Annotated in this window: 22 protein-coding genes and 6 tRNA genes; 14 read left to right on the top strand and 14 right to left on the bottom strand. The window is 48.0% G+C overall.

What is annotated here, in order from left to right:
- Window positions 1-167 precede the first annotated feature (167 nt).
- Window positions 168-374, top strand: a complete 207-nt coding sequence (locus tag XMG59_RS08635) for a hypothetical protein (RefSeq protein WP_173498557.1) — start codon at window positions 168-170, stop codon at window positions 372-374.
- 63 nt (window positions 375-437) lie between these two features.
- On the top strand, window positions 438-713 hold the full coding sequence (locus XMG59_RS08630; protein ID WP_173483599.1) for a hypothetical protein: 276 nt from the start codon (window positions 438-440) through the stop codon (window positions 711-713).
- Window positions 714-732: 19 nt separating this feature from the next.
- Here XMG59_RS08630 and XMG59_RS08625 read toward each other — a convergent pair whose 3' ends face one another.
- Entirely contained in the window at window positions 733-1,740 is a 1,008-nt protein-coding gene (locus XMG59_RS08625) for a hypothetical protein (protein ID WP_173483598.1), read from the bottom strand.
- A gap of 116 nt (window positions 1,741-1,856) precedes the next feature.
- On the opposite strand from XMG59_RS08625, the gene XMG59_RS08620 reads away from it, so the two are divergent.
- On the top strand, window positions 1,857-2,297 hold the full coding sequence (locus XMG59_RS08620; protein ID WP_173483597.1) for a DUF6641 family protein: 441 nt from the start codon (window positions 1,857-1,859) through the stop codon (window positions 2,295-2,297).
- 169 nt (window positions 2,298-2,466) lie between these two features.
- Here the strand turns inward: XMG59_RS08620 and XMG59_RS08615 are convergent, their stop codons facing one another.
- Both XMG59_RS08615 and XMG59_RS08610 read right to left on the bottom strand, forming a co-directional pair.
- A complete protein-coding gene (locus tag XMG59_RS08615; RefSeq protein ID WP_173483596.1) occupies window positions 2,467-3,729 on the bottom strand; it encodes a site-specific integrase in 1,263 nt (420 codons plus the stop codon).
- 187 nt (window positions 3,730-3,916) lie between these two features.
- A tRNA-Leu gene (locus XMG59_RS08610) sits at window positions 3,917-4,002 on the bottom strand.
- Between the two features lie 109 nt (window positions 4,003-4,111).
- Between XMG59_RS08610 and queA the strand changes: the two genes are divergently transcribed.
- The 7 genes from queA (at window position 4,112) to serB (ending at window position 13,332) form a co-directional block, all read left to right on the top strand.
- Complete coding sequence (gene queA, locus XMG59_RS08605) at window positions 4,112-5,146, top strand: tRNA preQ1(34) S-adenosylmethionine ribosyltransferase-isomerase QueA (protein WP_173498556.1); 1,035 nt, start codon at window positions 4,112-4,114, stop codon at window positions 5,144-5,146.
- Window positions 5,147-5,176: 30 nt separating this feature from the next.
- Window positions 5,177-6,295, top strand: coding sequence for a tRNA guanosine(34) transglycosylase Tgt (gene tgt, locus XMG59_RS08600; RefSeq protein WP_173483636.1), 1,119 nt, complete (start codon window positions 5,177-5,179; stop codon window positions 6,293-6,295).
- Between the two features lie 42 nt (window positions 6,296-6,337).
- The gene (gene yajC / locus XMG59_RS08595) at window positions 6,338-6,667 is read left to right on the top strand and encodes a preprotein translocase subunit YajC (RefSeq protein ID WP_173480633.1); all 330 of its coding nucleotides are present in this window, start codon (window positions 6,338-6,340) and stop codon (window positions 6,665-6,667) included.
- Window positions 6,668-6,737: 70 nt separating this feature from the next.
- A complete protein-coding gene (secD, locus tag XMG59_RS08590; RefSeq protein ID WP_173498555.1) occupies window positions 6,738-8,591 on the top strand; it encodes a protein translocase subunit SecD in 1,854 nt (617 codons plus the stop codon).
- Window positions 8,592-8,603: 12 nt separating this feature from the next.
- Window positions 8,604-9,524 (top strand): protein translocase subunit SecF, encoded by a 921-nt coding sequence (secF, locus tag XMG59_RS08585; protein ID WP_173498554.1) that lies wholly within the window; start codon window positions 8,604-8,606, stop codon window positions 9,522-9,524.
- A gap of 78 nt (window positions 9,525-9,602) precedes the next feature.
- The gene (rnr, locus tag XMG59_RS08580; RefSeq protein WP_173498553.1) at window positions 9,603-12,077 is read left to right on the top strand and encodes a ribonuclease R; all 2,475 of its coding nucleotides are present in this window, start codon (window positions 9,603-9,605) and stop codon (window positions 12,075-12,077) included.
- A gap of 43 nt (window positions 12,078-12,120) precedes the next feature.
- On the top strand, window positions 12,121-13,332 hold the full coding sequence (serB, locus tag XMG59_RS08575) for a phosphoserine phosphatase SerB (protein ID WP_173480637.1): 1,212 nt from the start codon (window positions 12,121-12,123) through the stop codon (window positions 13,330-13,332).
- Window positions 13,333-13,654: 322 nt separating this feature from the next.
- Here the strand turns inward: serB and XMG59_RS08570 are convergent.
- The 11 genes from XMG59_RS08570 to XMG59_RS08520 form a co-directional block, all read right to left on the bottom strand.
- A tRNA-Gln gene (locus XMG59_RS08570) sits at window positions 13,655-13,729 on the bottom strand.
- A gap of 4 nt (window positions 13,730-13,733) precedes the next feature.
- Window positions 13,734-13,810: transfer RNA gene (locus XMG59_RS08565), tRNA-Met, on the bottom strand.
- An 18-nt stretch (window positions 13,811-13,828) separates the two neighbouring features.
- Window positions 13,829-13,903, bottom strand: a tRNA-Gln gene (locus XMG59_RS08560).
- Between the two features lie 3 nt (window positions 13,904-13,906).
- Window positions 13,907-13,983: transfer RNA gene (locus tag XMG59_RS08555), tRNA-Met, on the bottom strand.
- 127 nt (window positions 13,984-14,110) lie between these two features.
- Window positions 14,111-15,202 carry a redox-regulated ATPase YchF gene (ychF, locus tag XMG59_RS08550; protein WP_173483590.1) on the bottom strand — a complete coding sequence of 364 codons (1,092 nt, stop codon included), beginning with the start codon at window positions 15,200-15,202 and terminating at the stop codon, window positions 14,111-14,113.
- A gap of 9 nt (window positions 15,203-15,211) precedes the next feature.
- Window positions 15,212-15,805, bottom strand: coding sequence for an aminoacyl-tRNA hydrolase (gene pth, locus XMG59_RS08545; protein ID WP_173480639.1), 594 nt, complete (start codon window positions 15,803-15,805; stop codon window positions 15,212-15,214).
- A gap of 21 nt (window positions 15,806-15,826) precedes the next feature.
- The gene (locus tag XMG59_RS08540) at window positions 15,827-16,417 is read right to left on the bottom strand and encodes a 50S ribosomal protein L25/general stress protein Ctc (protein WP_173480640.1); all 591 of its coding nucleotides are present in this window, start codon (window positions 16,415-16,417) and stop codon (window positions 15,827-15,829) included.
- 111 nt (window positions 16,418-16,528) lie between these two features.
- The gene (locus XMG59_RS08535; protein ID WP_173480641.1) at window positions 16,529-17,470 is read right to left on the bottom strand and encodes a ribose-phosphate pyrophosphokinase; all 942 of its coding nucleotides are present in this window, start codon (window positions 17,468-17,470) and stop codon (window positions 16,529-16,531) included.
- A 72-nt stretch (window positions 17,471-17,542) separates the two neighbouring features.
- A tRNA-Gln gene (locus tag XMG59_RS08530) sits at window positions 17,543-17,618 on the bottom strand.
- A gap of 96 nt (window positions 17,619-17,714) precedes the next feature.
- Window positions 17,715-18,287 carry a lipoprotein insertase outer membrane protein LolB gene (gene lolB / locus XMG59_RS08525; RefSeq protein WP_173480642.1) on the bottom strand — a complete coding sequence of 191 codons (573 nt, stop codon included), beginning with the start codon at window positions 18,285-18,287 and terminating at the stop codon, window positions 17,715-17,717.
- Window positions 18,269-19,978, bottom strand: coding sequence for a tetratricopeptide repeat protein (locus XMG59_RS08520; protein WP_173480643.1), 1,710 nt, complete (start codon window positions 19,976-19,978; stop codon window positions 18,269-18,271). Before XMG59_RS08520 ends, lolB begins: the two co-directional genes overlap by 19 nt.
- Window positions 19,979-20,142: 164 nt before the next feature.
- Here XMG59_RS08520 and hemA point away from each other — a divergent pair, with 164 nt between their 5' ends.
- From hemA to XMG59_RS08500, 4 genes are read left to right on the top strand one after another with little or no spacing between them, the layout of a single operon-like run.
- Window positions 20,143-21,408 (top strand): glutamyl-tRNA reductase, encoded by a 1,266-nt coding sequence (gene hemA, locus XMG59_RS08515; protein ID WP_173480644.1) that lies wholly within the window; start codon window positions 20,143-20,145, stop codon window positions 21,406-21,408.
- A gap of 15 nt (window positions 21,409-21,423) precedes the next feature.
- A complete protein-coding gene (gene prfA / locus XMG59_RS08510) occupies window positions 21,424-22,509 on the top strand; it encodes a peptide chain release factor 1 (RefSeq protein ID WP_173480645.1) in 1,086 nt (361 codons plus the stop codon).
- A gap of 3 nt (window positions 22,510-22,512) precedes the next feature.
- A complete protein-coding gene (gene prmC / locus XMG59_RS08505) occupies window positions 22,513-23,337 on the top strand; it encodes a peptide chain release factor N(5)-glutamine methyltransferase (RefSeq protein WP_173480646.1) in 825 nt (274 codons plus the stop codon).
- Complete coding sequence (locus XMG59_RS08500) at window positions 23,337-24,080, top strand: molybdopterin-synthase adenylyltransferase MoeB (RefSeq protein ID WP_173480647.1); 744 nt, start codon at window positions 23,337-23,339, stop codon at window positions 24,078-24,080. The genes prmC and XMG59_RS08500 overlap by 1 nt, the downstream gene beginning before the upstream one ends.
- The last annotated feature ends 2 nt before the right edge of the window (window positions 24,081-24,082 follow it).

The raw sequence follows: 24,082 nt of genomic DNA, 5'->3' as shown, positions 1-24,082 counted from the left end.
TCATGCTCTTTGATCGCCTTAATGATCTGTTCTTCGGTGTAACGCTTCTTCATATCGAGATCTCCATCCCTTTAGGTTAAATGGAAATCTCATCGAGGTCATGGTCTAGTTTTTGGGGGAGAGGTCAAGAGTTTGCAAACATCGATAACACTCCAGGTAATGAGGAAATGCTTCAAGAACTGTTGGATGATGGTCCCACAAACGATGGATATTACTTCTTTGAGGATGAAGATTTAGAGTTAAGTGAGGAAGAAATACAAAACCACATATGGAATTTAGGTGTTTGGGCAGAAAATATTGATGATACTCAAGATGAGTTACGTATTCTTTTTCCTAATCTAGAAATATACGAACTCAATACTGGGGACTACTAAAGCGGATTTTTTATCTACTCAAATTCTATAATATAACTTATCTACCAAACAGGAACTTGTTCTATGGCAACCTACATAATTTCGGGAAATATGTACACTACGCAGGAATATGCATACACATATGAAATGGAGGCTAACAGTCCGGAGGAAGCTGCGGAGCAATTCCGTCAATTATTATCTGGGAGAGGTTTACCAATTGACCTCGATCTAGATGAGGTCGACAGTCCTTTCGACCGATCGGGAACATTCAATGTTTTTAGCGAGGAAACCGATCAAGACGACTACTTTGATCCTGATCAACACGCTTTAGTCGCTTACGAAACGTTTAGTGAAGAATAATAAATGATGAAAACTTCTTTTACTCAAACTCTTTCATTAACTCAGCAATACCGCGAGCTTGGTAGAACTCCAACATCTGTTCTCTACTAAGCTCGCCAGTTGTCAAATAACTCTTCAAGTAATCACGAGTATTTTCGGCTAAAAGCAGTGTGCGTTCGGATTGAGTGATGATTTTTTTGGCACTTTTAATTATGGCTTCTGCATCTTTACGAGTTGTCGAATAGTCATTTAGAACCAGTACAAGGCGCTCAACGATGCGCTCTAACACATGATGGTCGGCTATTGCTTGCTTGGGTGCTGCTAAAACTAAATCACGTGCAAGGAGGTATACGAGAGCTAGGGTTCTAAAATCATTTCGACGAGTACTTACAATAACAATAAAACCAATTCCACCAAGATAACGAACCCCGTCAACACACTGTTTTGAAACTGTCGCGTCAACAGAGTCTTCGTCAAAAACGATGATATTTATAGCTGTATTTCTATTTGCAGCAGTCTCCAGTAACTGGCTTACTGCAGTGTCAGACTTGGCTGTAGGATCCCGCTCTAGAATTTCTCCAAGCTTTACTCCTTTATCCAGTTTAACTTCTATTCCAATCGCTGTTTCAGAATTGCCATTAACCTCTACAAGCACATCACCCGTTTTGTTGCGTGGTATTTGTCCTGTAACGCGAGATAGATCTATGACTTGGTCATCATTAAAGCCAGCTTTCTCTTTAAATTCGTTTAATACATCCATAACTTGCTGCTCTGCGTCTTCACCTTTGCCAGCAGTTTGGAAGCGCATGCTACGAAGCTCGTAGAGGGATTTAAGACTAGAAAGGTGTCTACCTAATTGTCCCTCAGTTTCGTGCAGGAAGTGACTGATTTCACCCTTAAGCTCAGCCATTACTCCAATACCAAGCGCACGTATGACGGCTTCTTCACGCTCTGTGGCTGGCAAGGATTCTATGTACTCAGACACTAATGGGTTTTCTATAGAAACGTCCTTAAGATGAAGTACACCGTTACGGTAGGAAATAGCCATGTTTTCGTTCTCTAGTCAGTTTCGCCAGTAAATTAATGGAGTAATTTTCAAATCTTCGGATGACCTTTTCGAATCTCTGAAAGTACATTGTTTTTTGTACGCAAAAGGAGATTAATATGACCATACTAAACACTCTAAGCTTTGTCACATTTAGCGCTGCTAGTAATAGCGATCCAGTTATTGCTCGTCGAAGAAAACTAATCGCTAAGATTGAAGAACAGATTAAACTGGCTAATGACCCAAGCTATCTGCCAATGAAAACCAAATGGGTAACAGATGCTGAAGGTAATCAACGTAAGATTGATGTTCCTAAGCGAATTAAACGCTGGTGGGCTAAATCTATAAACGGACAGATTAACCTTGTTGTCCGATATGGAAGCAAGCCATTAGAGTTTGCCAAAGGTAAGAACGCCATCGAGCTTGCAGATGAGAGTGCTGTGAGTGAAACGCTTATAAAAATAAAAGAGGCAGCAGAGAAAGGTGAGTTGGACCCACTTATCGAGCAGCAAGCTCAATTTGGGCGAGCTATTAGAAAAAAGGCAGCTTTAACGTCCTAAAAAAAGGGGGCTGTTTAACAAACAAGCCCCATAAACTGCATTGACTCTGCGAGAATGAAAAAGGCCATTCAGATTAACTGTCCCTGTCTATCTGGATGGCTTAGATCTATTAAACAACAGTTCTATTAAATCTTACAAGTATACTTTTTAGGTTTTATTCTGTAGGAAGCTAGTTAGCTAAAACTGTCTCATCAAATCGCTCCCCAGCTAACGTTTGAGCACTCATGTGAGGGATAAACTTACTGTAGAACTTCTCAAGCATCCCAACACTAGTTCCCATTTGTTTTGCAATGATGGCTAAGCTGATGCCTTGTTGGATCATTCGTGTTGCATAGAAATGTCGAAGTGAATAAAGGGTTCTCGGCATCTTGTCACTGGTTGTGCCATACAGCAGATCCATTTTGGTAAGGTACTGCTCAAAGTTTTTGTTGAGCTGTTTAGTTTGCTCACCACTTCGCAGTCTGAAGACATGCTTATCCACGCGTTTTTTTAGCAGTTGATCGAACGTCATATCTGCTAACTCAGGAAAACGGCTTTGAATACGCTTGAAATAACGTATGGCGACATGGCGAGCTATCAGCTGTCTGTTTCCAGTCTTTCCATCCACTGTAATCTCTAAAAATCGTTCGCCAGCTTCATTTACATACCAATCCAAATGTTTCCATTTAAGATTTGTCATCTCAGTGCCATGGCGTATCCCTGTATTCGCAAGGATCAGAACGTAATCACGTAAAAGCTCACGTATTTCTGCTGTTGTTTGCTTAGGCTTACGCTCACCAACCAAAAATTTGTTAGTACTGGTTGTTGCATCTACAAATCCGCTTTCAGCCCAATAGCGAAGACTTCGTGTAAGTTTTGCGTATTCAGCACGGGTAAAAGTAGGGCGGCTATTTGATTTGATACCAGCAACACGAAAGCTTGGAACATCAGTTGGCTTCATCCAGCCTCTGTCGAGCGCTAGCTGAAATACTTTATTCAATGCACTGTTATGTGTGTTGTGAGTACTTTTGGACATTTCAGCTTTGCCCATTTGCTCTAGTCGCCAATCATCAAAACCGTCTAAGCGTTCGTTTGTGATTTGATTGATGTTGAATTTTCCAAGGTATGGAATGTGATATTTGCGAAGAGCGGAGATGTAATCTTTGTAAACAACCTTGCCACGTCTGCTAGCGAGTTCATTTTCCATGCGTTTAATTGCATTTTCTGCGACAGCACGAAATTTGGTTGTTGTTAGTGGTAGATTATTTTTAACGTGTGTTTTTAATTCCGTACGAATATCTAGTGCATTCTCACGAGCTTCATCGATATCTGCTGAGCCAGTGCTTCGTCTAATCCATTCGCCTTCAATTTTAATCCGTGCTTGCCATCGCGCACTGCGTGAACGTCGATAAAGCACGATCAGTCCAGGAATTACTGTAACCATTTCAGCCATTTTTTCGCACTTTTTTAGTGGATATAAATGGATTATAGCGTCGTAAAAATAGCGAGCAATAGCTCTAAAAAAGTGTGCACCGAGTGTGCTAAGAAAGATATTTTAATATGGCAGAAATGAAAAATGCACGATACCTGCGTATTCGTGCATTTTAGCTACATACTCTCAATATTTACCAACAAGATATTGGTACCGATGGTCGGACTCGAACCGACACGCTTTATAGGCAACGGATTTTGAATCCGTCGTGTCTACCAATTCCACCACACCGGCAGAGAGTGTGGCGCATTATAAGCGGGTTTCAGAATAGGTCAATCTTCTGTGACGTTTTTAAGTAGATTTTGTTAATATTTGCGCCCCGCAATTTTAACGCTCGGTATCTATGAAGCTTAGTGATTTTGATTTTGATCTGCCTGAAGAGTTGATCGCACACTTCCCGTTAGAACAACGTACCGCCAGTCGCCTGTTGCAGGTCGATGGGAATACGGGTGAACGTGTGCATGGCTCGTTTGGCGACATTCTCGATCTGGTCGAACCTGGTGATCTGATGGTCTTTAACGATACTCGGGTAATTCCGGCACGTCTGTTTGGGCAGAAGGAGAGTGGCGGTAAGGTTGAGTTGTTGGTAGAGCGCGTCATCGGTGAGAAGCGCGCCCTTGTTCATTTGCGTGCCAGTCGTACTCCTAAAGAGGGCGCTAAGCTGCAGTTTGAGGGTGGTATAAACGCAGAGGTGGTAGGTCGTGATAATGGCCTGTTCGATCTGCAGTTTGATATTGAAGAGTCGATCATTGAAGCGCTAGAGCGTGTCGGCCACATACCGTTGCCTCCTTACATCAAACGTGAGGATCAACTCTCTGACCGTGAACGTTATCAGACTGTTTACAACAAAAAGCCCGGCGCGGTCGCAGCGCCAACAGCGGGTCTGCACTTTGATGATGAGTTGATCGCTAAGTTAGAAGCTAAAGGTGTAGAGCGTGCATTTGTCACTCTGCATGTCGGCGCGGGTACCTTTCGTCCGGTTAAGGTGGATGACATTAAAACCCATGAGATGCATGCCGAGTACATCGAGGTCGATCAATCGGTATGTGATGCCGTAAACGCGGCCAAGGCGAGGGGTAATCGAGTCATTGCGGTGGGCACGACCAGTGTGCGCTCGCTTGAATCAGCAGCCCAATCAGGGCGTATTGAGCCAACCTTTGGCGATACGCAGATCTTTATCTACCCAGGCTATCAATACAAAGTGGTGGATGCTCTGGTCACCAATTTCCACCTACCGGAGTCGACACTGTTGATGTTGGTCTCTGCGTTTGCGGGGTATGAAACGACCATGGCGGCTTATAAAGAGGCCGTTGAACAGAAATATCGATTTTTTAGTTACGGTGATGCGATGTTCTTAACGCGCAACACCCAAGGTTAAGCAGGAAAGTAGATGAGCCGTCACTGTTTTATGAAATTTGAGACGATTACGAGCGAAGGTAAAGCGCGTCGTGGTCGTTTGACCTTCCCGCGTGGTGAGGTCGAAACCCCTGCATTTATGCCTGTGGGTACCTATGGAACCGTCAAGGGCATGCTGCCGCGTGATGTCGAGGCGACAGGTGCTCATATCTTATTGGGTAATACATTCCACCTGATGTTACGTCCTGGTACCGATCTGATCGAACTTCATGGCGATCTTCACGACTTTATGCAGTGGGATAAACCGATACTGACTGACTCAGGCGGCTTCCAGGTATTTAGCCTAGGTAAAATGCGCAAGATCACAGAAGAGGGCGTCTCTTTTCAATCGCCTGTGAATGGTGACAAGGTCTTTGTCAGCCCCGAAGTCTCGATGGAAGTACAGCGCAAGCTAGGGTCTGACATCGTTATGATTTTTGATGAGTGTACACCTTACCCTGCCACTGAGCAGGAGGCGGCTGACTCTATGCGTCTCTCTCTGCGATGGGCACAGCGATCTAAAGATGCGCACGGTGACAGTCCCTCGGCGTTGTTCGGTATTGTGCAGGGTGGTATGTATGAACACCTGCGTGATGAATCTCTAGAGGGGCTCACCAATATTGGCTTTGACGGCTATGCCATTGGTGGTCTGTCGGTGGGTGAGCCTAAGCATGAGATGATCAAAGTGTTGGATCATTTGGCTCATAAGATGCCGGAAGATAAGCCACGTTATCTGATGGGTGTGGGCAAGCCTGAAGATTTGGTGGAAGGGGTGCGTCGTGGGGTTGATATGTTCGATTGTGTCATGCCAACTCGAAATGCACGAAACGGCTTTTTATTTACCCGTGAAGGGGTTGTAAAAATCCGTAACTCGTCCCATAAAACAGATATTGGACCAGTGGATGCGGAGTGCGGTTGTTACACCTGTCAGAACTTCAGTCGATCTTACCTGCACCACCTTGATAAGTGTGGCGAGATTCTGGGCTCGCAGTTGAATACGATTCACAACTTGCACTACTACCAAGACTTGATGGCAGGTTTGCGTGGAGCCCTTGAACAGGGTACATTGACCGCCTTCGTAGATGAGTTCTACCGTCGACGTGGCATGGAAACGCCAGCGTTGGCTGAATGACTTAAATAAACTTATATAAATGATGTTACAGGAGTGCTTTTAATGAGCTTCTTTATTTCACCTGCTTACGCTGAAGGTGCAGCTGGTGCTACCGATCCAGGTATGTTTAACCTTATTTTCCTACTGGGTTTCGGTTTGATCTTCTACTTCTTCATGTGGCGCCCACAAGCAAAACGTCAGAAGGAGCACAAAGCACTGGTTTCTGGTCTTGCTAAAGGTGATGAAGTGATCACTGCTGGCGGTATCATCGGTAAGGTTGTTCGTGTATCTGACGACTACATTGCACTTGAAGTATCAGAAGGTGTTGAGCTTAAGTTCCAGAAGACTCACGTTGCGTCTGAACTGCCAAAAGGCACTATTAAAGGTATTTAATCGACCTTGCTTACAGCGCTGTTACTGAACGGTAACGGCGCTTTTCTGTTTTTAAAAGGATGGGCCTGTAATGCTCAATCGTTTTCCCCTTTGGAAAAGCTTGATGATTGTTGTGACACTTTTGTTCGCAGCTATCTACGCTATGCCAAACCTATACCCTGACGACTTTGCGGTTCAAGTGTCGGGTTCCAAACAAGATTTTAAAGTGGATGATCGCACTCTTGCTCGCGTGACGGCTGCTCTGGATAACAACCAGATCGAGTACAAATCGCTTGAAGCAGAAGAGGGTAAAGGTCTGATCCGCTTTGCCGATGGTGATGCTCAGCTACGTGGCCGTGAAGTGATCGGCCGTATCCTGGGTGAAAATTACACCGTAGCTTTAAACCTAGCACCCACGACACCTAGCTGGCTGACAGACATCGGTGCCGGCCCAATGAAACTGGGTCTGGACCTTCGTGGTGGTGTCCACTTCCTGCTAGAAGTGGATATGGTGACTGCCGTCTCTCAGCGTCTTGAAGTGTACGTCAGTGAGATCAAATCCAACCTGCGTAAAGAGCGTCTGCGTTACCGTCAAGTAGAGACTCTGGATGATGGTACGCTAGCGGTTCGCTTTGCCGATGCTGCCACCCGTGATGAGGCCTCTTCGCTGCTCAGAAAGAGCTACCAGGAGTTTTTGATTACTGACCTGGATGAAGAGGGCTACTCAAGCCTTCAGATCTCTTTGAGTGAGCAGACACTGCGTGATATTGAAGATTATGCCGTTAAGCAGAACCTGACAACGCTGCGTAATCGTGTCAACGAACTGGGTGTGGCTGAGCCGCTTGTACAGCGTCAAGGTCGTAACCGTATCGTGGTTCAGTTGCCGGGTATTCAGGATGCGGCCGCCGCGAAACGTATTATTGGTAAAACGGCTAACCTAGAGTTCCGTCTTGAAGCAAAACCTGACACCTCTCGTGCGCTGACTGAGACATACTCCTTCCGTTCGGACGGGAACCGTAAAGCGAACCTTGAGCGCGATGTCATCATTACCGGTTCTAGCGTCTCTAATGCGCAGTCGAACTTCGATGAGAACGGCATGCCTCAGGTATCGATCAGCCTTGATTCCAAAGGGGGACAGCTGATGAACCGCACGACGCGTGATGCTATTCAACGTCGCATGGCGGTTCTGTTTGTCGAGTTTAAAGCGCGTATGGTGACTGAGACGGTTGATGGTCAGCAGGTTGAAAAACGTGTGCCATACGTTGAGAAGAAGATCATCTCCCTTGCAACGATTCAGAGTGCGTTGGGCTCTAGTTTCCGTATTACCGGTCTAGATAACCCGCAAGAAGCGTCTGAGTTGGCGCTGTTGCTACGCGCTGGTGCACTAGCAGCACCTATCTACTTCGTCGAAGAGCGTACCGTAGGTCCATCGATGGGTGCTGAAAACATCGAGCTTGGTTTGACGTCCGTTCAAATCGGTTTCGCTGTGGTGATGCTCTTTATGCTGGCTTACTACCGTGTATTTGGTTTAATCGCCAACATTGCATTGACACTTAACCTGGTGATGCTGGTGTCGGTTATGTCGATTCTATCGGCCACTCTGACCCTGCCGGGTATCGCGGGTATTGTTTTGACCGTCGGTATGGCGGTAGATGCCAACGTGCTGATCTTTGAGCGCATCAAAGAGGAGCTTAAAGTCGGCATGCCGGTGCAGTCAGCGATTCACTCCGGTTTTGCACGTGCCTTCACAACGATTTTGGATGCCAACGTCACGACATTGATCGCAGCGTTGATCCTATTTGCGATGGGTACGGGGCCGGTGAAAGGGTTCGCGATTACACTGTCAGTCGGTATTTTGACCTCAATGTTTACAGCCATCCTTGTGACTCGCCTGATGGTGAATCTGGTGTATGGCCGCAAACAACTTAAGTCGATCAAGCTGTAAGGGGGTCTAGAGATGTCAGAAGTTCACAAACTCTATAATTTCATGGGCCTACGCAAGGCCCTTGGTATCTTCTCGATCGTTTTGATGATCGCATCAGTCGCGTCATTAGCGGTTAACGGTCTTCGCTTTGGTCTCGACTTCACAGGCGGTAGCTTGGTTGAAGTGGGCTATGAAGAGTCAGCGGATCTGAACCTTATTCGTCAGCAGCTGTCGACGGCGGGTTATGAAGATGCCGTCGTGCAAAACTTTGGGTCTAGTACCGATGTGTTAATCCGCTTGGGTGAGACGCACGACCCTAAGTTGGGTGACAAAGTAGTTGAGGCGCTAAAAGCCGATGGTTCTGCTGTCGAGTTGCGTCGTAACGAGTATGTCGGTGCTCAGGTCGGTGAAGAGCTTCGCGAGCAGGGCGGCTTAGGCATGCTGCTGGCGCTCGCGATGATCATGGTCTACCTTGCTTTCCGTTTCCAATTTAAGTTCTCTCTTGGTGCTGTTTTGGCCTTGGTTCACGACGTGACCATCGTGCTCGGCTTCTTCTCGATCATGCGGTTGGATTTCGATCTAACGGTCTTGGCGGCGGTGCTTGCGGTGATCGGTTACTCGTTGAACGATACGATTGTTGTCTATGACCGTATCCGTGAAAACTTCCGCATCATGCGTAAAGGTGGTCCACTTGAGATAATGAACAGCTCGCTGTCGCAGACGTTGAGCCGTACATTGGTGACCTCTTTAACCACGGCGCTCGTATTGGTTGCGCTGTTGGTCTTCGGTGGTGAGACCATCCGTGGCTTTGCGATTGCGCTGCTGGCGGGTGTTGTGATTGGTACCTACTCTTCAATCTATGTCGCAGCGAATCTGCTTTTGGCACTCAAGATTACGAAGGAGGATCTGATTCCTCCGCCTAAAGAAGAGTCAGAAATAGACGAAATGCCCTAAGGTTAAAGCCGGCTCTTGATGCCGGCTTTTTTATTTCAGGTTAATATGACTGAAACACTATTATGGATTGGATGATTAATGAGTAAACAGTGGCGCGATAACGACCCCAACGCACAGGAAGAGGCGGGTAAATACGACCGACCTGTGCCCAGTCGAGACTACATTATTGAGTTTCTTCGAAAGTGGGGGGCTCCTATAAGCCATGCGCACCTTTGTGCCGAGCTAAAGCTCAGTCATCCTGATGATATTGAAGCGGTGCGTCGCCGTTTGATCGCAATGTGCCGTGATGGGCAGTTGATATCGGATCGTCGCAATCAATTCGGTTTGATCGAGAAGATGGATCTGATTCCTGGTCGTGTCATTGGTCACCGAGATGGCTTTGGCTTTGTTAAGCCCGATGCGGGCGGTGATGATCTGTTTATCAGTGCTCGCCAGATGAAACAGCTATTCGATGGCGACCGCGTTCTCGTTCAAGAGATCGGCTCTGATCATCGAGGCCGACCTGAAGGTAAAGTTATCGAGCTGCTAGAACGCCCTTTGAAAAAGGTCGTGGGACGTTTTGATGGGGAGAATGGCTTCGGTTCACTGATTCCAGAGAACCAACGCATTACCAATCAGATTGTGGTGATGCCGGATCCTGATAAAGATCTTAAATACGAAGATGGTCAGCTGATTGTTGTTGAGTTGGTTCAACAACCGGATAAGCGCCACCCTGCGCGCGCTAAAGTGGTTGAAGTGCTGGGTGATCACTTGGCGCCGGGGATGGAGATTCAAGTTGCCATTCATAACCACGACATTCCCAATGAATGGAATGCCGGCGTTCATCAAGAGATCGGTGATTTAACACCGGAAGTTCGGGAAGAGGACAAGACCAATCGTGTCGATCTGCGTGATCTTCCGTTTGTTACGATTGATGGTGAAGATGCTCGCGATTTTGATGATGCTGTATACGCTGAGAAGAAGCGTATGGGTGGCTGGCGCCTATGGGTTGCAATTGCCGATGTCTCTTACTACGTTAAACCGAACAGCGAGCTGGATAAAGAGGCTGTTAAACGTGGTAACTCTGTCTACTTTCCAGAGTATGTTGTGCCGATGCTGCCTGAGCTGTTATCCAACGGACTCTGTTCGCTGAATCCCAACGTTGATCGTTTGGCGATGGTCTGTAAGCTCAATATTAAACGAGACGGTTCTATCGGTGATGCGGAGTTTTTTGAAGGGATCATAAACTCTAAAGCCCGTCTGACCTACACCAAAGTGGGTGCTATGTTGGATCGCGATGATGACTCGGCTGACGCTGAGTTATGGCGTGATCAATATAAACAGGTGCTACCTCACCTACAGACGCTTCATGGGTTGTTCCACCGACTTCGCGAAGCGCGCGATGATCGTGGAGCGATCGATTTCGATACCACCGAAACACGTATCGTCTTTAGTGATGAGCGTAAGATTCAGAACATAGTACCTGTGACACGTAATGATGCGCATAAGCTCATCGAAGAGTGTATGTTGGCTGCCAATGTGGCAACGGCTAAGTTCTTAGCGAAGCGCAAAAAACCTGCTATCTACCGTATCCATGACGGCCCTAAAGAGCAGCGTCTGGAAAACCTGCGTGCCTTTTTAGGAGAGTTGGGTTTGGCGCTGCCGGGTGGTGATTCACCGGAGCCTAAAGACTATCTTAAACTGGCGTCGGCGATCGAAAACCGCCCGGATCGACACATTATCCAAACCATGATGCTTCGCTCGATGCAGCAGGCTGTGTATAGCCCTGATAATCATGGCCACTTTGGTTTGGCGTATGAGGAGTACACTCACTTTACCTCACCGATTCGACGTTACCCTGATCTTCTTGTCCACCGGATGATTCGATCAGCGATTCACGAAGATAAGAAGATTAAAGGGGCAGCGAGACCGGATGGTTTTGTACGCAACCCAAGCTTTGTCATGAACTACAGTGCAGAGCAGATGCTGCAATTCGGTGAACACTGCTCGATGACTGAGCGTCGTGCCGATGAGGCGACACGTGACGTGGTCTCTTGGCTGAAGTGTGAGTACATGCAGAGCCAGATTGGTGAAGAGTTCACTGGCGTTGTCTCTGCGGTAACAGGCTTTGGTGTATTTGTTGAGTTGGATGATCTTTTTGTCGATGGCCTCGTTCATATCACTAGCCTACCAAGTGATTACTACCAGTTCGAAGCGGGCAAGCAGCGTTTGATCGGCGAACGTACAAGACGCGTCTTTAAGCTAGGTGATCGATTAGGCGTGCGCGTTGCACAAGTCAATCTGGATGAGCGTAAGATCGATTTCGAACTGCTCGATTCAGAGAAAAACAAACCGACGAAAAAACCATCAGTCCGAGAGCGTTTGGCCATGGGGCTGTTTGATCAGAAAGGTAAGGGTGGTGCTAAATCAGGTGCGCGCGTTAAGGGTTCAGGCTCTGGGCGTTCAAGCGGTGGTCGTTCAGGCGGTAGCTCGGGTGAAAAGTTTGGCGGTAAGACAGCCAGCAAAAGCCGTGGAGCAAAAAAGAGCGGCGCGTCTAAGCGCAAGCGCTCTTAACTGGGTATAATCGCATACAGCTTTCTTTGACTCGAGTAAGAGAATGAACGAACTGATTTTGTTGACCTTGTCTGGTTCCGATAAACCGGGCGTCACCGCGGGTATTACTACGATTTTGGCTAAATACGATGTTGAGGTTCTAGACATCGGTCAAGCAGTCATTCACAACACCCTATCCCTAGGTTTACTGTTAAAAGTACCTCATGAGGCTGAATCTTCACCGCTGCTGCGTGATCTGCTGTTCAAAGCGCACGAGATGAACATGGTGCCGCGCTTTGAACCGGTCACTCTAGATGAGTACCAAAGCTGGGTCGGTGCACAGGGTAAGTCACGTCACATCATCACTCTGCTAGCACGACGCATTTCGGCTGAGCATATCGCCAAAGTGACTGAGGTGGCTGCGCGTTACGATCTTAATATCGATAACATCTCACGCCTATCTGGTCGCGTCTCAATTGATGCAGTTGAAGAGGAGAGCAGTAAAGCCTGTGTCGAGTTCTCTGTACGTGATATGTCTGCGGATGAAGCTGAAGTGCGAGCGACTCTGCTAACTTTGGCATCAGAGCTGGGTGTGGATATCGCCTTCCAGCGTGACGACATCTATCGTCGTAACCGCCGTCTGGTGGTGTTCGATATGGACTCGACACTGATTGAAGCGGAAGTGATCGATGAACTGGCCAAAGAGGCCGGTGTTGGCGAGCAAGTTTCTGAGATTACCGAAGCGGCTATGCGCGGTGAAATCGACTTCAATGATAGCTTTAAGCGTCGTGTTGCTCTGCTAGAAGGGTTGGATGAGTCGGTCCTTGAAGGCATCGCTCAGCGCCTGAAAATGACCGAAGGTGCCGAACAGTTAATGTCACAGCTTAAACGCACTGGATATAAGACTGCCATCCTTTCAGGTGGCTTTACCTACTTTGCTAAGTTCCTGCAGAAGCGCTTAGGTTTTGATTACATTCACGCTAATGAGCTCGACATCCAAGATGGCAAAGTGACCGGTAAAGTGGTCGGTACGGTAGTCAATGGTGAGCGTAAAGCGGAGCTGCTGCGTGAGATTGCTGCCAAAGAGGGTGTCTCTCTAGAACAGACCATCGCAGTGGGGGATGGTGCAAACGACCTGCCAATGCTCTCTATCGCGGGCTTAGGCATTGCCTTTAGAGCGAAACCTCTAGTGCGTGAGAATGCTAAGCAGTCGATCAGCACCCTAGGCCTAGATGGCATTCTCTACCTGATTGGTTTCCGCGATCGGGATGTGTGATTGAGCGTCTGAATCAAAAAAACCTCGCCACGGCGAGGTTTTTTGTTGAAGCATCTCTTAAAGAGGTCGCGATCAATACCCAGAAAATCGCCTCATCTGCGATAAGGCTCCAACAATGCTAAAGTCACTAGTGTTTAGTTTTAACTGTTGGAGCGTCCTTGAAAAGGTCGCGATCAATACCTAGAAAATCGCCTCATCTGCGATAAGGCTCCAACAATGCTAAAGTCATTAGTGTTTAGTTTTAACTGTTGGAGCGTCCTTGAAAAGGTCGCGATGGAAATATGAGATTGATGTGGTGATGAAGCAGTATTACTCAAAAAAATGGCAGGGGTAGCAGGACTCGAACCTGCGCATGGGAGGATCAAAACCTCCTGCCTTACCACTTGGCTATACCCCTAGAATGGTGGCAATGACGGGATTCGAACCTGTGACCCACGCATTATGAATGCGTTGCTCTAACCAACTGAGCTACATTGCCATGCTTGAAAGACTTAGATGGCAGGGGTAGCAGGACTCGAACCTGCGCATGGGAGGATCAAAACCTCCTGCCTTACCACTTGGCTATACCCCTAGATGGTGGCAATGACGGGATTCGAACCTGTGACCCACGCATTATGAATGCGTTGCTCTAACCAACTGAGCTACATTGCCATCTTTCAAGGCCGCGAATTATTCCTTCTATAGGCTTCTATGTCAATAGAATCTAAGGGAAAAACCCAAATTCGGCCTGATAAAATTGTGAATCGATCAATCGCTGATCAATTCACAAATTTTCGTTTTAAACGTTGAAACGGAAGTGGATAACGTCGCCATCTTTGACGATGTAATCTTTACCTTCTAGGCGAGCTTTACCCGCCTCTTTAGCGCCTTTTTCACCTTTATATTCGATGAAATCATCGTAGCTGATCGTCTCAGCACGGATGAAGCCTTTTTCGAAATCGGTGTGGATGACGCCTGCAGCCTGGGGTGCAGTAGCACCGATCTTGACGGTCCAAGCGCGGACCTCTTTAACACCGGCTGTGAAGTAAGTTTGCAGACCCAGTAGCTGGTAACCTGCACGAATTACACGATCCAAGCCTGGCTCTTCCATACCCATGTCTTGTAGGAACTCAAGGCGTTCGTCATCTTCCAGTTCTGAGATTTCAGACTCTAGCTTGTTACAGATCGCAACGACTTCAGCGTTCTCATTAGCGGCAAACTCACGAACCGCATCTAGATGAGGGTTATCTTCAAAACCCTCTTCAGAGACGTTAGCGATGTACATGGTCGGTTTAGTCGTTAGTAGGTGGAATCCCTTCGCTAGTTTCTGCTCGTCATCAGAGAGCTCTAGTGAGCGAACTGGCTGACCCTCTGATAGGTGAGGGATTAGTTTTTCCAGCAGTGCTTTCTGTGCAACCGCCTCTTTGTCACCGCCTTTAGCTGAACGTTGTACACGCTGCAGCTGCTTTTCACAGGACTCCAGATCCGACAGAGCCAACTCTAGGTTGATCGTCTCAATGTCTTCAAGTGGGTGGATACGGTTAGCGACGTGAATGACATTATCATCTTCGAAACAGCGAACCACGTGTGCAATGGCATCCGTTTCACGGATGTTAGCAAGGAATTTGTTACCAAGACCTTCGCCTTTTGAGGCGCCTGCTACCAAGCCTGCAATGTCCACAAACTCCATCGTGGTTGGCAGGATGCGCTCTGGGTTTACGATCTCCGCCAGTGCGTTTAGGCGTGGATCTGGCATAGGAACGATGCCTGAGTTCGGCTCGATGGTACAGAATGGGAAATTCTCTGCATCGATACCCGCTTTAGTAAGCGCGTTAAAGAGCGTTGATTTGCCGACGTTTGGTAGGCCGACGATGCCACATTTAAATCCCATGATACTGTCCTATTTCGCTGATGCGTTAAAACTGTGAAGTGTGTTCATTGCTTTGGCATGATCCCCTGAGACAATCATCGGGATGTATCTCAACGTTTCATCAATCGCCTGTTGGGTAGAGTTACGTTCAGCAATCGGTGCTTTGCGCAGTACAAATCCTGCAACCTGTTGAGCGCTGCCCGGATGTCCAATACCTAAACGGAGGCGGTAAAAATCTTTGTTATTGCCCATGCTGGCAATAATGTCACGCAAACCATTGTGTCCACCGTGACCGCCGCCTTTTTTTAGACGTGATACACCCGGTGGTAGATCTAGCTCATCGTGAGCGACCAAAATGGATTGAATGGGAATCTTAAAAAAGTTTGCAAGTGCTGCAACGGCTTTGCCTGACCGGTTCATAAAGGTCGTTGGGACCAATAGATGAACGGGTTGTCCGTTGATTAGGATCTTGCTGTAGAGCCCAAAGTAGTTTTTGTTGGGCTGAAGAGGTGAACTGTGTTGAGCAGCGAGCTGCTCAACCAGTTCTGCACCAGCGTTATGGCGTGTTTCGTGATACTCAGCACCTGGGTTGCCTAGTCCGACAATGAGGCTGATACCTTCCATAAGCTGGCACGTATTAGGCTATTAGCCTGCTACTTTAGCACCGCGTGGTGAGTAACAGTAACCGATGCCTTGGTCGTGGTCTTCGCCGCGACGCAGAGCAACGATTTCAACACCTTCTGGCAGAGCGATGTCTGAAAGGTGAGCAATCTGACCAGTCTGGATCTGAGAAAGGTCACAAGAGACTGACTCAGGAAGGTCTTTAGCTAGACAAGTTACTTCTACAACAGCTGTTTCTGCAGCGAATTTAGCAGATGCTTTAGCAGCCGCTGATTTTTCGAAGTTAACGAACTGAAGTGGAACGCGGATCTTAATGCGCTGGTTGTCATCGATGCGCTGGAAGTCAGCGTGAAGAACAACAGGCTTCGCAGGGTGGCGCTGTAGATCTTTGATGATTACAACTGTCTTAGTACCGTCTAGGTCTAGCGCGATTGGCGATGAGTAGAACGCATCGTTTTGTAGTGCTTTACTTAGTTCGTTTGCGCTTAGGCTGATGCTCTGTGGCTCAGCTGAACCGTAAACGATTGCTGGTACTTGGCCAGCGCGACGCAGGCGGCGGCTCGCACCTTTCCCCTGATCTTCGCGGGCAGTTACATTTAGAGTGAAGTTAGACATTTTATATACCTATATAAATTTAAAAACTGCAGGGACCCGCGACCAGATCTCTACAGCTTTGTTTGCCCCGAAGGGCGTTTAGTGAGCCGAAGCTCTTAAAATCAGCTGTTCTTAACGGAACATCGCGCTGATTGATTCTTCGTTGCAGACACGGCGTACCGCTTCTGCCAACATGGGTGCCAGTGAAAGTTGGCGAATTTTGCTACAGCCTTTCGCGGCTTCGCTTAGTGGGATGCTGTCAGTAACAACCATCTCATCAAGCTGAGAATTTGCAATGTTATCAATGGCTGGGCCAGAGAAAACCGGGTGTGTGATGTAAGAGACAACGCGTTTCGCGCCTTTCTCTTTCAATGCAGCTGCTGCTTTACACAGTGTGCCTGCTGTATCACACATGTCATCAACAAGAATACAAGTACGACCTTCAACGTCGCCGATGAGGTTCATAACCTGTGATTCATTCGCACGCTCACGACGCTTATCGATGATCGCAAGATCCGTATCAAGCTGTTTGGCGACTGCGCGAGCACGAACAACACCACCGATGTCTGGTGATACAACCACAACATCGTCATAGTTCTGGTCGTTAATGTCGTCTAGAAGAACAGGTGAACCGTAGACGTTATCAACAGGGATATCGAAGAAACCCTGGATCTGGTCTGCGTGCAGGTCTACTGTCAAAACGCGGTCAACGCCTACGTTGGTTAGCATGGTCGCCACAACTTTAGCGCTAATCGGTACACGTGCTGAACGTGGACGACGATCTTGGCGGGCGTAACCGAAGTAAGGAATTACCGCTGTGATACGTGTTGCTGACGCACGACGGATAGCATCAATGAAGACCATAAGCTCCATTAGGTTGTCGTTTGTCGGTGCGCAGGTCGACTGCACGATGAAAACGTCTTTACCGCGAACGTTCTCTTGAATCTCTACACTTACTTCACCATCGCTGAAGCGGGATACTGTCGCTTGGCCAAGATCCAAATCTAGGCGCTCTGCTACACGTTCTGCCAATGCTGGGTTTGCATTGCCAGTAAATACCATCATCTTAGACACGTCGTAGTCCTGCTCTTTGTCAAAAGAAATGTATGATGAAGTCGTTTGTTGAGGATCTGTCATCGTAATAAATGGCAGGGGTAGCAGGACTCGAACCTACGAATGCTGGAATCAGAATCCAGTGCCTTACCAACTTGGCTATACCCCTAGCGCTCTCCAGTGGTTTCCCACTAAATTTAAGAGGCGCACATTTTAAATTAGAGGCGCTATAAATCAACCCCTGTTGACTGTTTTTTACACAGAATCAGTGTGGGAATTGCCAGTCAGAGATGATTAAGGTGACATCCAGTTGGGTGTGGCTCATTTTAAGCTTGCGAGGTGCTGTCTTGCCGCTGCTAAGAGTCGTCTGTGCGAGCGTGCTAATCTGCCAGTCGTTTTGCAGAAATTGCCCAGGCTCTTTTGCAACGAAGGGTTGTCTTGGATCGGGTCTGCCTTGAATCCAGTAGAGGGCATGATTTACTGGAAGTTGCCAGCCCAATAACTCCTGCATCAAGGCTTCGGCTGAATCTGCTACGTAGCTCTGTTGATCGTCCGTTTCGAGCTTTGCAAAACGATCATTGCCGGTCAGTCTCATGACCTGGCGGCCAAAGGGGTCGATCAGCGCTAGGTCAAACGTCTGTTGGTTTTGGGTCCAGTTAAAGCGGGCGCTTTCGCTGATCTGATCTCCGCGTACACCGAGTTTTCCGCTCACACTAAAGGAGAAGTGAACGGGTTCAGTCAGCGGTTGCACAGGAATAGGTTTAGGTTTTGTTATGCACCCGCTTAGGTACGCGATTGAGCTGATCAGTATAAAAAGTTTTACAAGCTGTTTAGCCACTGCTCGGCCTCAAGGGTATGACGGTTTTCAGGGTGATCTTGAAGCAGAGTGTCCAGTAATGTCTTGGCTTCGTCAATCCGTTCCAATTTGGCCAGCACCTGAATGTAGTGTTTAGCGACCTCTGGGTCGGGAAAAGCTTTAAAGGCTTGTTCGATGTAGATCAGAGCTTCTTGATAGTTATTTGATAGATAAAACGCCCACCCCATAGAGTCGATGACTGCTGGATCGTCCGGGGTTGACTGGTAAGCCTCTTTAATCAGGTTAAATGCCCTCTCAAAATCGTCTGAATAGAGCAGCATTGAGTAGCCTAGAGCATTTTTAAGGCTTGGGTTCTCTTCATCCAATGAGAGTGCTAGTTCAAGGTTGATCAGCATCTGCTCAGGATCGATCGGTTCAAAAGCGATCGCTTTCGCATAAATCAGCGAGTTGGCTTGTGGAACAATTTTTAGCTGTTCGTCGATCAGGTCGATCGCCTCTTGATTGCGTTGTTGATCCAGTAACCATTCGGCGGCGATGCGGGTCAAAGGCTCTATACGTTCTGGATCTTGTTTGATGAGCGTCGTTAGGCGCACCTCTAACTCACTGCTAGATGTTGCTGGATCAATGAGCTCTAAGGTTCTTGCAAAAGCGTTTAGTAGATTGTCACCTGATTTAACCTTGCCGTAAGCGTTCAGAGCCGCTTCGGTGTTGCCACGCTGTTGCTCGATGGCTCCTTTGTAGAGGTAGATATCGCTGTTCTCTGGATCCATGGCAATCAGGCGGTCTATCCAACGCTCAGCCGGGTCGAGCAATTCGTTTTCCAGCAGTAGCAGTGCGTAGTAGTAGATCAGTTGTGGATCTTCATTACTCTCGTTGATGGCCGACTCAACTAGGTTAGGGACTTGATCTGGGCTCTCTATTAGAAGCAGTCGAATTTGGAAAGCCTGAAGCTCTCTGTGGTCTGTATGCTCTATTAGTGCAGGCTGCATGAGATCCAGTGCGCGTGGGATCTCTTCAAGGTCGATGCCAATGACGCGTGCCTTATCCAAAGTTAGATCGGCATTATTAGGATCAATGGCCAGCCCCTGATCAAGTAGATCAATGGCCTTGTTGGGTTGCTGAAGTGAGCGTTGGATGCGCGCTTGAAGCAGAATATTGGGTAGCTTTTGTTGTTGCTCTGGCCCTAGATGCTGAAGGAGATCGAACAGTGCATTGAGTTCCGTGGGTTGTAAGGTTGCACGGTGGCTTTCGATCAGGCCATAAGTCTCAGCACTAAATTCGGAACGGCTTGCTAGGAGCTCCAACGCTTGATCGATTTTGCCCTCTTGAAAGTAGAGGTTAAGCAAAATTTGAAAGGGTAAGGCTTTGTTTGGATCGAGCGTTTGCCATAGTGTTGCCGACTGCTCGACAAGCTCTGCATCACGCATGAATTGTGAAATGCGAGTAGCGCGTTCAGCCAGTTCAGGGCTTTGCGAGAGTTGTGCTTGCTTGTAAAAAAGTGCTTGGGATTGAGCAAAGTCCCGATTCTGACCATAGAGCTCAGCGCTGATCAAATCTAGCAAAGACTCTTGGTTAAGTTCGCCCGGTGTATAGATGGTAGTCGAGTCGGCGCTTTTAAGTTCTGCCTGCTCTGAAGGGCTGTTTGGTTTTGTAGGAGTACAACCCGCTAGAAGAGCCGAAAGGGCCAATGCACTGATTATTGTCGATCTCAAATCTCAACTCCTAGGTTACCAATCTCATCACTATAGAAAACCGATCGGGTGTTGTCATGTGTATAAGCTGCAAAACAGAACAAAAACAGTGGTCTAGGTCTTATTAGACTAGTCTTTACCGTGTATTATTAGCGACCTGTAATATTTAGGTACAAAAGGGATTCATGTCTTTACTCGCTTTAGGGATTAACCATAAAACCGCTCCGGTTGAGATCAGGGAGCGTGTCTCCTTTGCGCCCGAGTCTTTGGTTGACGCTGTAAAGCAAGCCTGTGAAGAGGCCGCACTTGAAGAGGTGGCTATACTCTCTACCTGTAACCGTACTGAGTTGTACTGCCGTTTAGAGGGTGATGGATCAGATCAGTTGCTCAACTGGTTGGCTAGCTATCACCAGGTCGATAAGTCACAACTCGCCAACTGTATCTATGAGCACTGGGATTTAGGTGCTGCACGTCACATGATGCGTGTCGCATCGGGTTTGGACTCCTTAGTGTTGGGCGAACCTCAAATCCTTGGGCAGTTGAAAGACTCATACTCTGTTTCGCAAGAGGCGGGACGAGCGCATGCAGAGTTAGGTCGACTCTTTAGACAGACTTTTTCTGTGGCCAAACAGGTTCGAACCGAGACCAGTATTGGACAGAACCCAGTCTCTGTTGCCTATGCGTCGGTCAGCTTGGCGCAGCACATTTTTGCCGATTTGGCGGATAGCCGAGCGCTACTGATTGGTGCCGGTGAAACCATCGAGCTGGTGGCTCGACACCTGAAAAATGCTGGAATCAAATCGATTACCATCGCGAACCGAACGCTATCACGTGCTCTGGCATTGGCTGATGAGGTAGATGGTAAAGCGGTTGAGTTTGCCTCTATCCCTGATGAGCTTCCTAACGCGGATATCGTGATTACCTCTACGGCATCGCAGTTGCCTATTTTGGGTAAAGGCAGTGTTGAGCGTGCGCTCAAGGTTCGTCGTCACCGTCCTATGTTTATGGTGGATATTGCCGTTCCTCGTGACATCGAAGCCGAGGTGGGCGATCTTGAGGATGTCTACCTCTACACCGTTGATGACCTGACGGAGGTGATCGAAGAGAATCAGCGCTCACGACAGGAGGCCGCGCAAGAGGCTGAGGCGATCATTGAGCAGGGTGCAGAACTTTTCATGCGTCAATTGCGTGAGTTGGATGCCGTCGATACATTGACTGCTCTTCGACAGCAGCAGATGAGCATAGCCGATGAAGAGCTAGAGAAGGCGCTATCGCAACTGCAAAATGGTAAGTCACCTGAAGAGGTGCTAAAGCGTTTAGCGAATGGTTTAACCAACAAGTTTTTACACGAGCCTAGTGTGCAGTTGCGCAAAGCGTCTGCCGAGGGTCGTGACGATCTGCAGCGATCGGTTCAAGAGCTGTTTCAACTCAATCCGCAATCGAAAGATTAGCGTCGGAAATTAAAGATGAAAGAATCCATACGTCAGCGACTGGAGTCGTTGGTTGATCGTTTTGAAGAGCTGTCGGCTCTGCTGAGCGATCCGAGTGTTATTAGCAATCAAGATCAGTTCCGTGATTACTCACGTGAATATTCGGACCTAGAGCCGATCGTCGCCACCTTTAACCAGTGGAATCAGGCGAAAGAGGATCAAGAGACCGCGCTTCTGATGATGGAAGAGGACGACGCTGATCTAAAAGAGATGGCGCAAGAGGAGTTCAAAGAGGCTAAAGCCCTAGAAGAGCAACTTGATGCTGATCTGCAAATTTTGATGCTGCCGAAAGACCCTAATGATGGTCGTAACGTCTTTCTTGAAATTCGAGCGGGAACCGGTGGTGATGAGGCGGCTATTTTTGCCGGTGATCTGTTTCGAATGTACTCACGCTATGCCGAGAAGATCGGTTGGCGGGTAGAGGTCATCAGTGCGAATGAAGGTGAGCACGGCGGTTACAAAGAGATCATCACTCGTGTTATCGGCGATGCCGTTTACTCTCGACTGAAGTTCGAATCGGGTGCGCACCGTGTACAACGTGTGCCTGAAACCGAATCCCAGGGACGCATTCATACTTCGGCCTGTACCGTTGCGGTAATGCCTGAGATGGATGAGTCGGCCGAAATCGATATCAATAAAGCGGACCTGCGAGTTGATACCTTCCGTGCATCCGGTGCCGGTGGTCAGCACGTCAACAAAACAGACTCCGCAATTCGTATTACGCACATCCCAACAGGTGTAGTGGTTGAGTGTCAGGAGGAGCGTTCGCAGCACAAAAACCGTGCTAAAGCGATGGCGCTGCTCGCCTCACGTCTGCAGCAGGCAGAGATCGATAAGGTGCAAGCGGAACAGGCCAGCGCCCGTAAAAGCTTGGTTGGATCGGGCGATCGTTCAGAACGTATTCGTACCTACAACTACCCTCAGGGACGTCTGACCGATCACCGTATCAACCTGACCCTCTACAAGCTAAATGAGGTGATGCAGGGTGATATGGATGAGGTTCTCAATACGCTAATGCAGGAGTATCAGGCAGAGCAGCTAACGGCGCTGTCTGACGATTAATTGATGCGCATCGACGAGGCCCTAGCGAAATCGGCAGAGCTGAAATCAGACTCTGCTCGCGTCGATGTAGAACATCTACTCTGCTTTGTCCTTCAAAAAGACCCCAGTTATCTTAGAACTTGGCCGGAAAAAGAGCTGACAGCAGAGCAGCTTAGCCAGTTTGATTCACTCCTAGTTAAACGGTCACAGGGCACTCCTGTCGCTCACTTAACGGGACGTCGTGGCTTCTGGTCGTTTGATCTAGAGGTCAATCAACACACGTTAATTCCTCGTCCTGATACCGAAACCTTGGTTGAGTGGGCCCTTGAGTTGCCTCTCAATTCGAAAGCATCTGCAGTCGACCTAGGTACAGGAACGGGTGCTATCGCCATCGCGTTGGCGCTGGAAAACCCTGCATGGCAAGTGAGTGCTGTGGAGTTCGTTGCAGAGGCCGCTGAGTTGGCAAGACGAAACGCAGTTCGTTTAGGCGCCTCTAATTTAACGGTGCTATCCGGTTCTTGGTTTGAACCTTTGGCCGGTCAGTACGATTTAATCGTTTCAAATCCACCCTATATTGATCCTAAAGATACTCATTTAGAGCAGGGTGATGTCCGCTTTGAACCCCTAACGGCATTGACTGCCGAGGATGAAGGGCTAGCCGATCTCTTCTATATTATTGAGATAGCTCCAGCCTATTTGAAGGGTGATGGCTGGTTGCTACTAGAGCATGGCTATGATCAAGCGGAGCAGGTGGCCAATAAACTTAAACAGGTTGGATTTGAACAGGTTGAAACACGACAAGATTATGGGGGTAATCCCAGAATTACCGGTGGTTGTTGGAGAGTCTGATGTTAAATGATGAACAGTTATTGCAATACAGCCGACACCTTCTGTTGCCGGAAGTCGACGCGGCCGGTCAAGAGGCTTGGTTAAACGCCAAAGTGTTGATCGTTGGCTTGGGTGGATTAGGCAGCCCAGTTGCACTCTATTTGGCTTCGGCAGGTGTGGGTGAGTTGGTACTGGCTGATGATGATCGAGTCGAGCTAAGCAACCTTCAGCGTCAGGTGATCCATACGCATCAACGATTGGGTGAGTTTAAAGTAGAGTCGGCCCAAGCGCAGATTGCTGAGATCAATCCCAATACCCAGGCCAGCGTGATCACTGATCGATTAGATGGTGAGTTGTTGCAACGCACCGTCAGCAGTGTGGATCTGGTCGTTGATTGTACCGATAACTTCCAAACCCGCCATGCACTGAATCGAGCCTGTTTTGAGGCCGGTAAGCCGCTGGTCTCAGGTGCTGCGATTCGTTTTGAAGGGCAGGTCAGTGTTTATGATCCTCGCCACCCTGAAACACCTTGCTATCAGTGCCTCTATCCTGCGGATGCCAATGTTGATCAAAACTGTTCAACCTCTGGCGTGTTTGCGCCTCTTGTTGGTATGGTCGGTACGATTCAAGCAGCGGAAGCACTCAAAGTGTTGGCTAGCATCGGCGAGGTTTTAGAAGGGCGGTTGCTGCTTATTGATGCCAAGACGATGCAATTTCAAACGTTGAAGTTATCTAAGCGAGCAACTTGTGAGGTCTGTGGTTAAAT

It is taken from the genome of Marinobacterium sp. xm-g-59 (assembly GCF_013283315.1).
Taxonomy (GTDB): domain Bacteria; phylum Pseudomonadota; class Gammaproteobacteria; order Pseudomonadales; family Balneatricaceae; genus Marinobacterium_E.
Note: the sequence above shows the minus strand (reverse complement) of the source record. Positions and strands in the feature narration are given on the sequence as shown.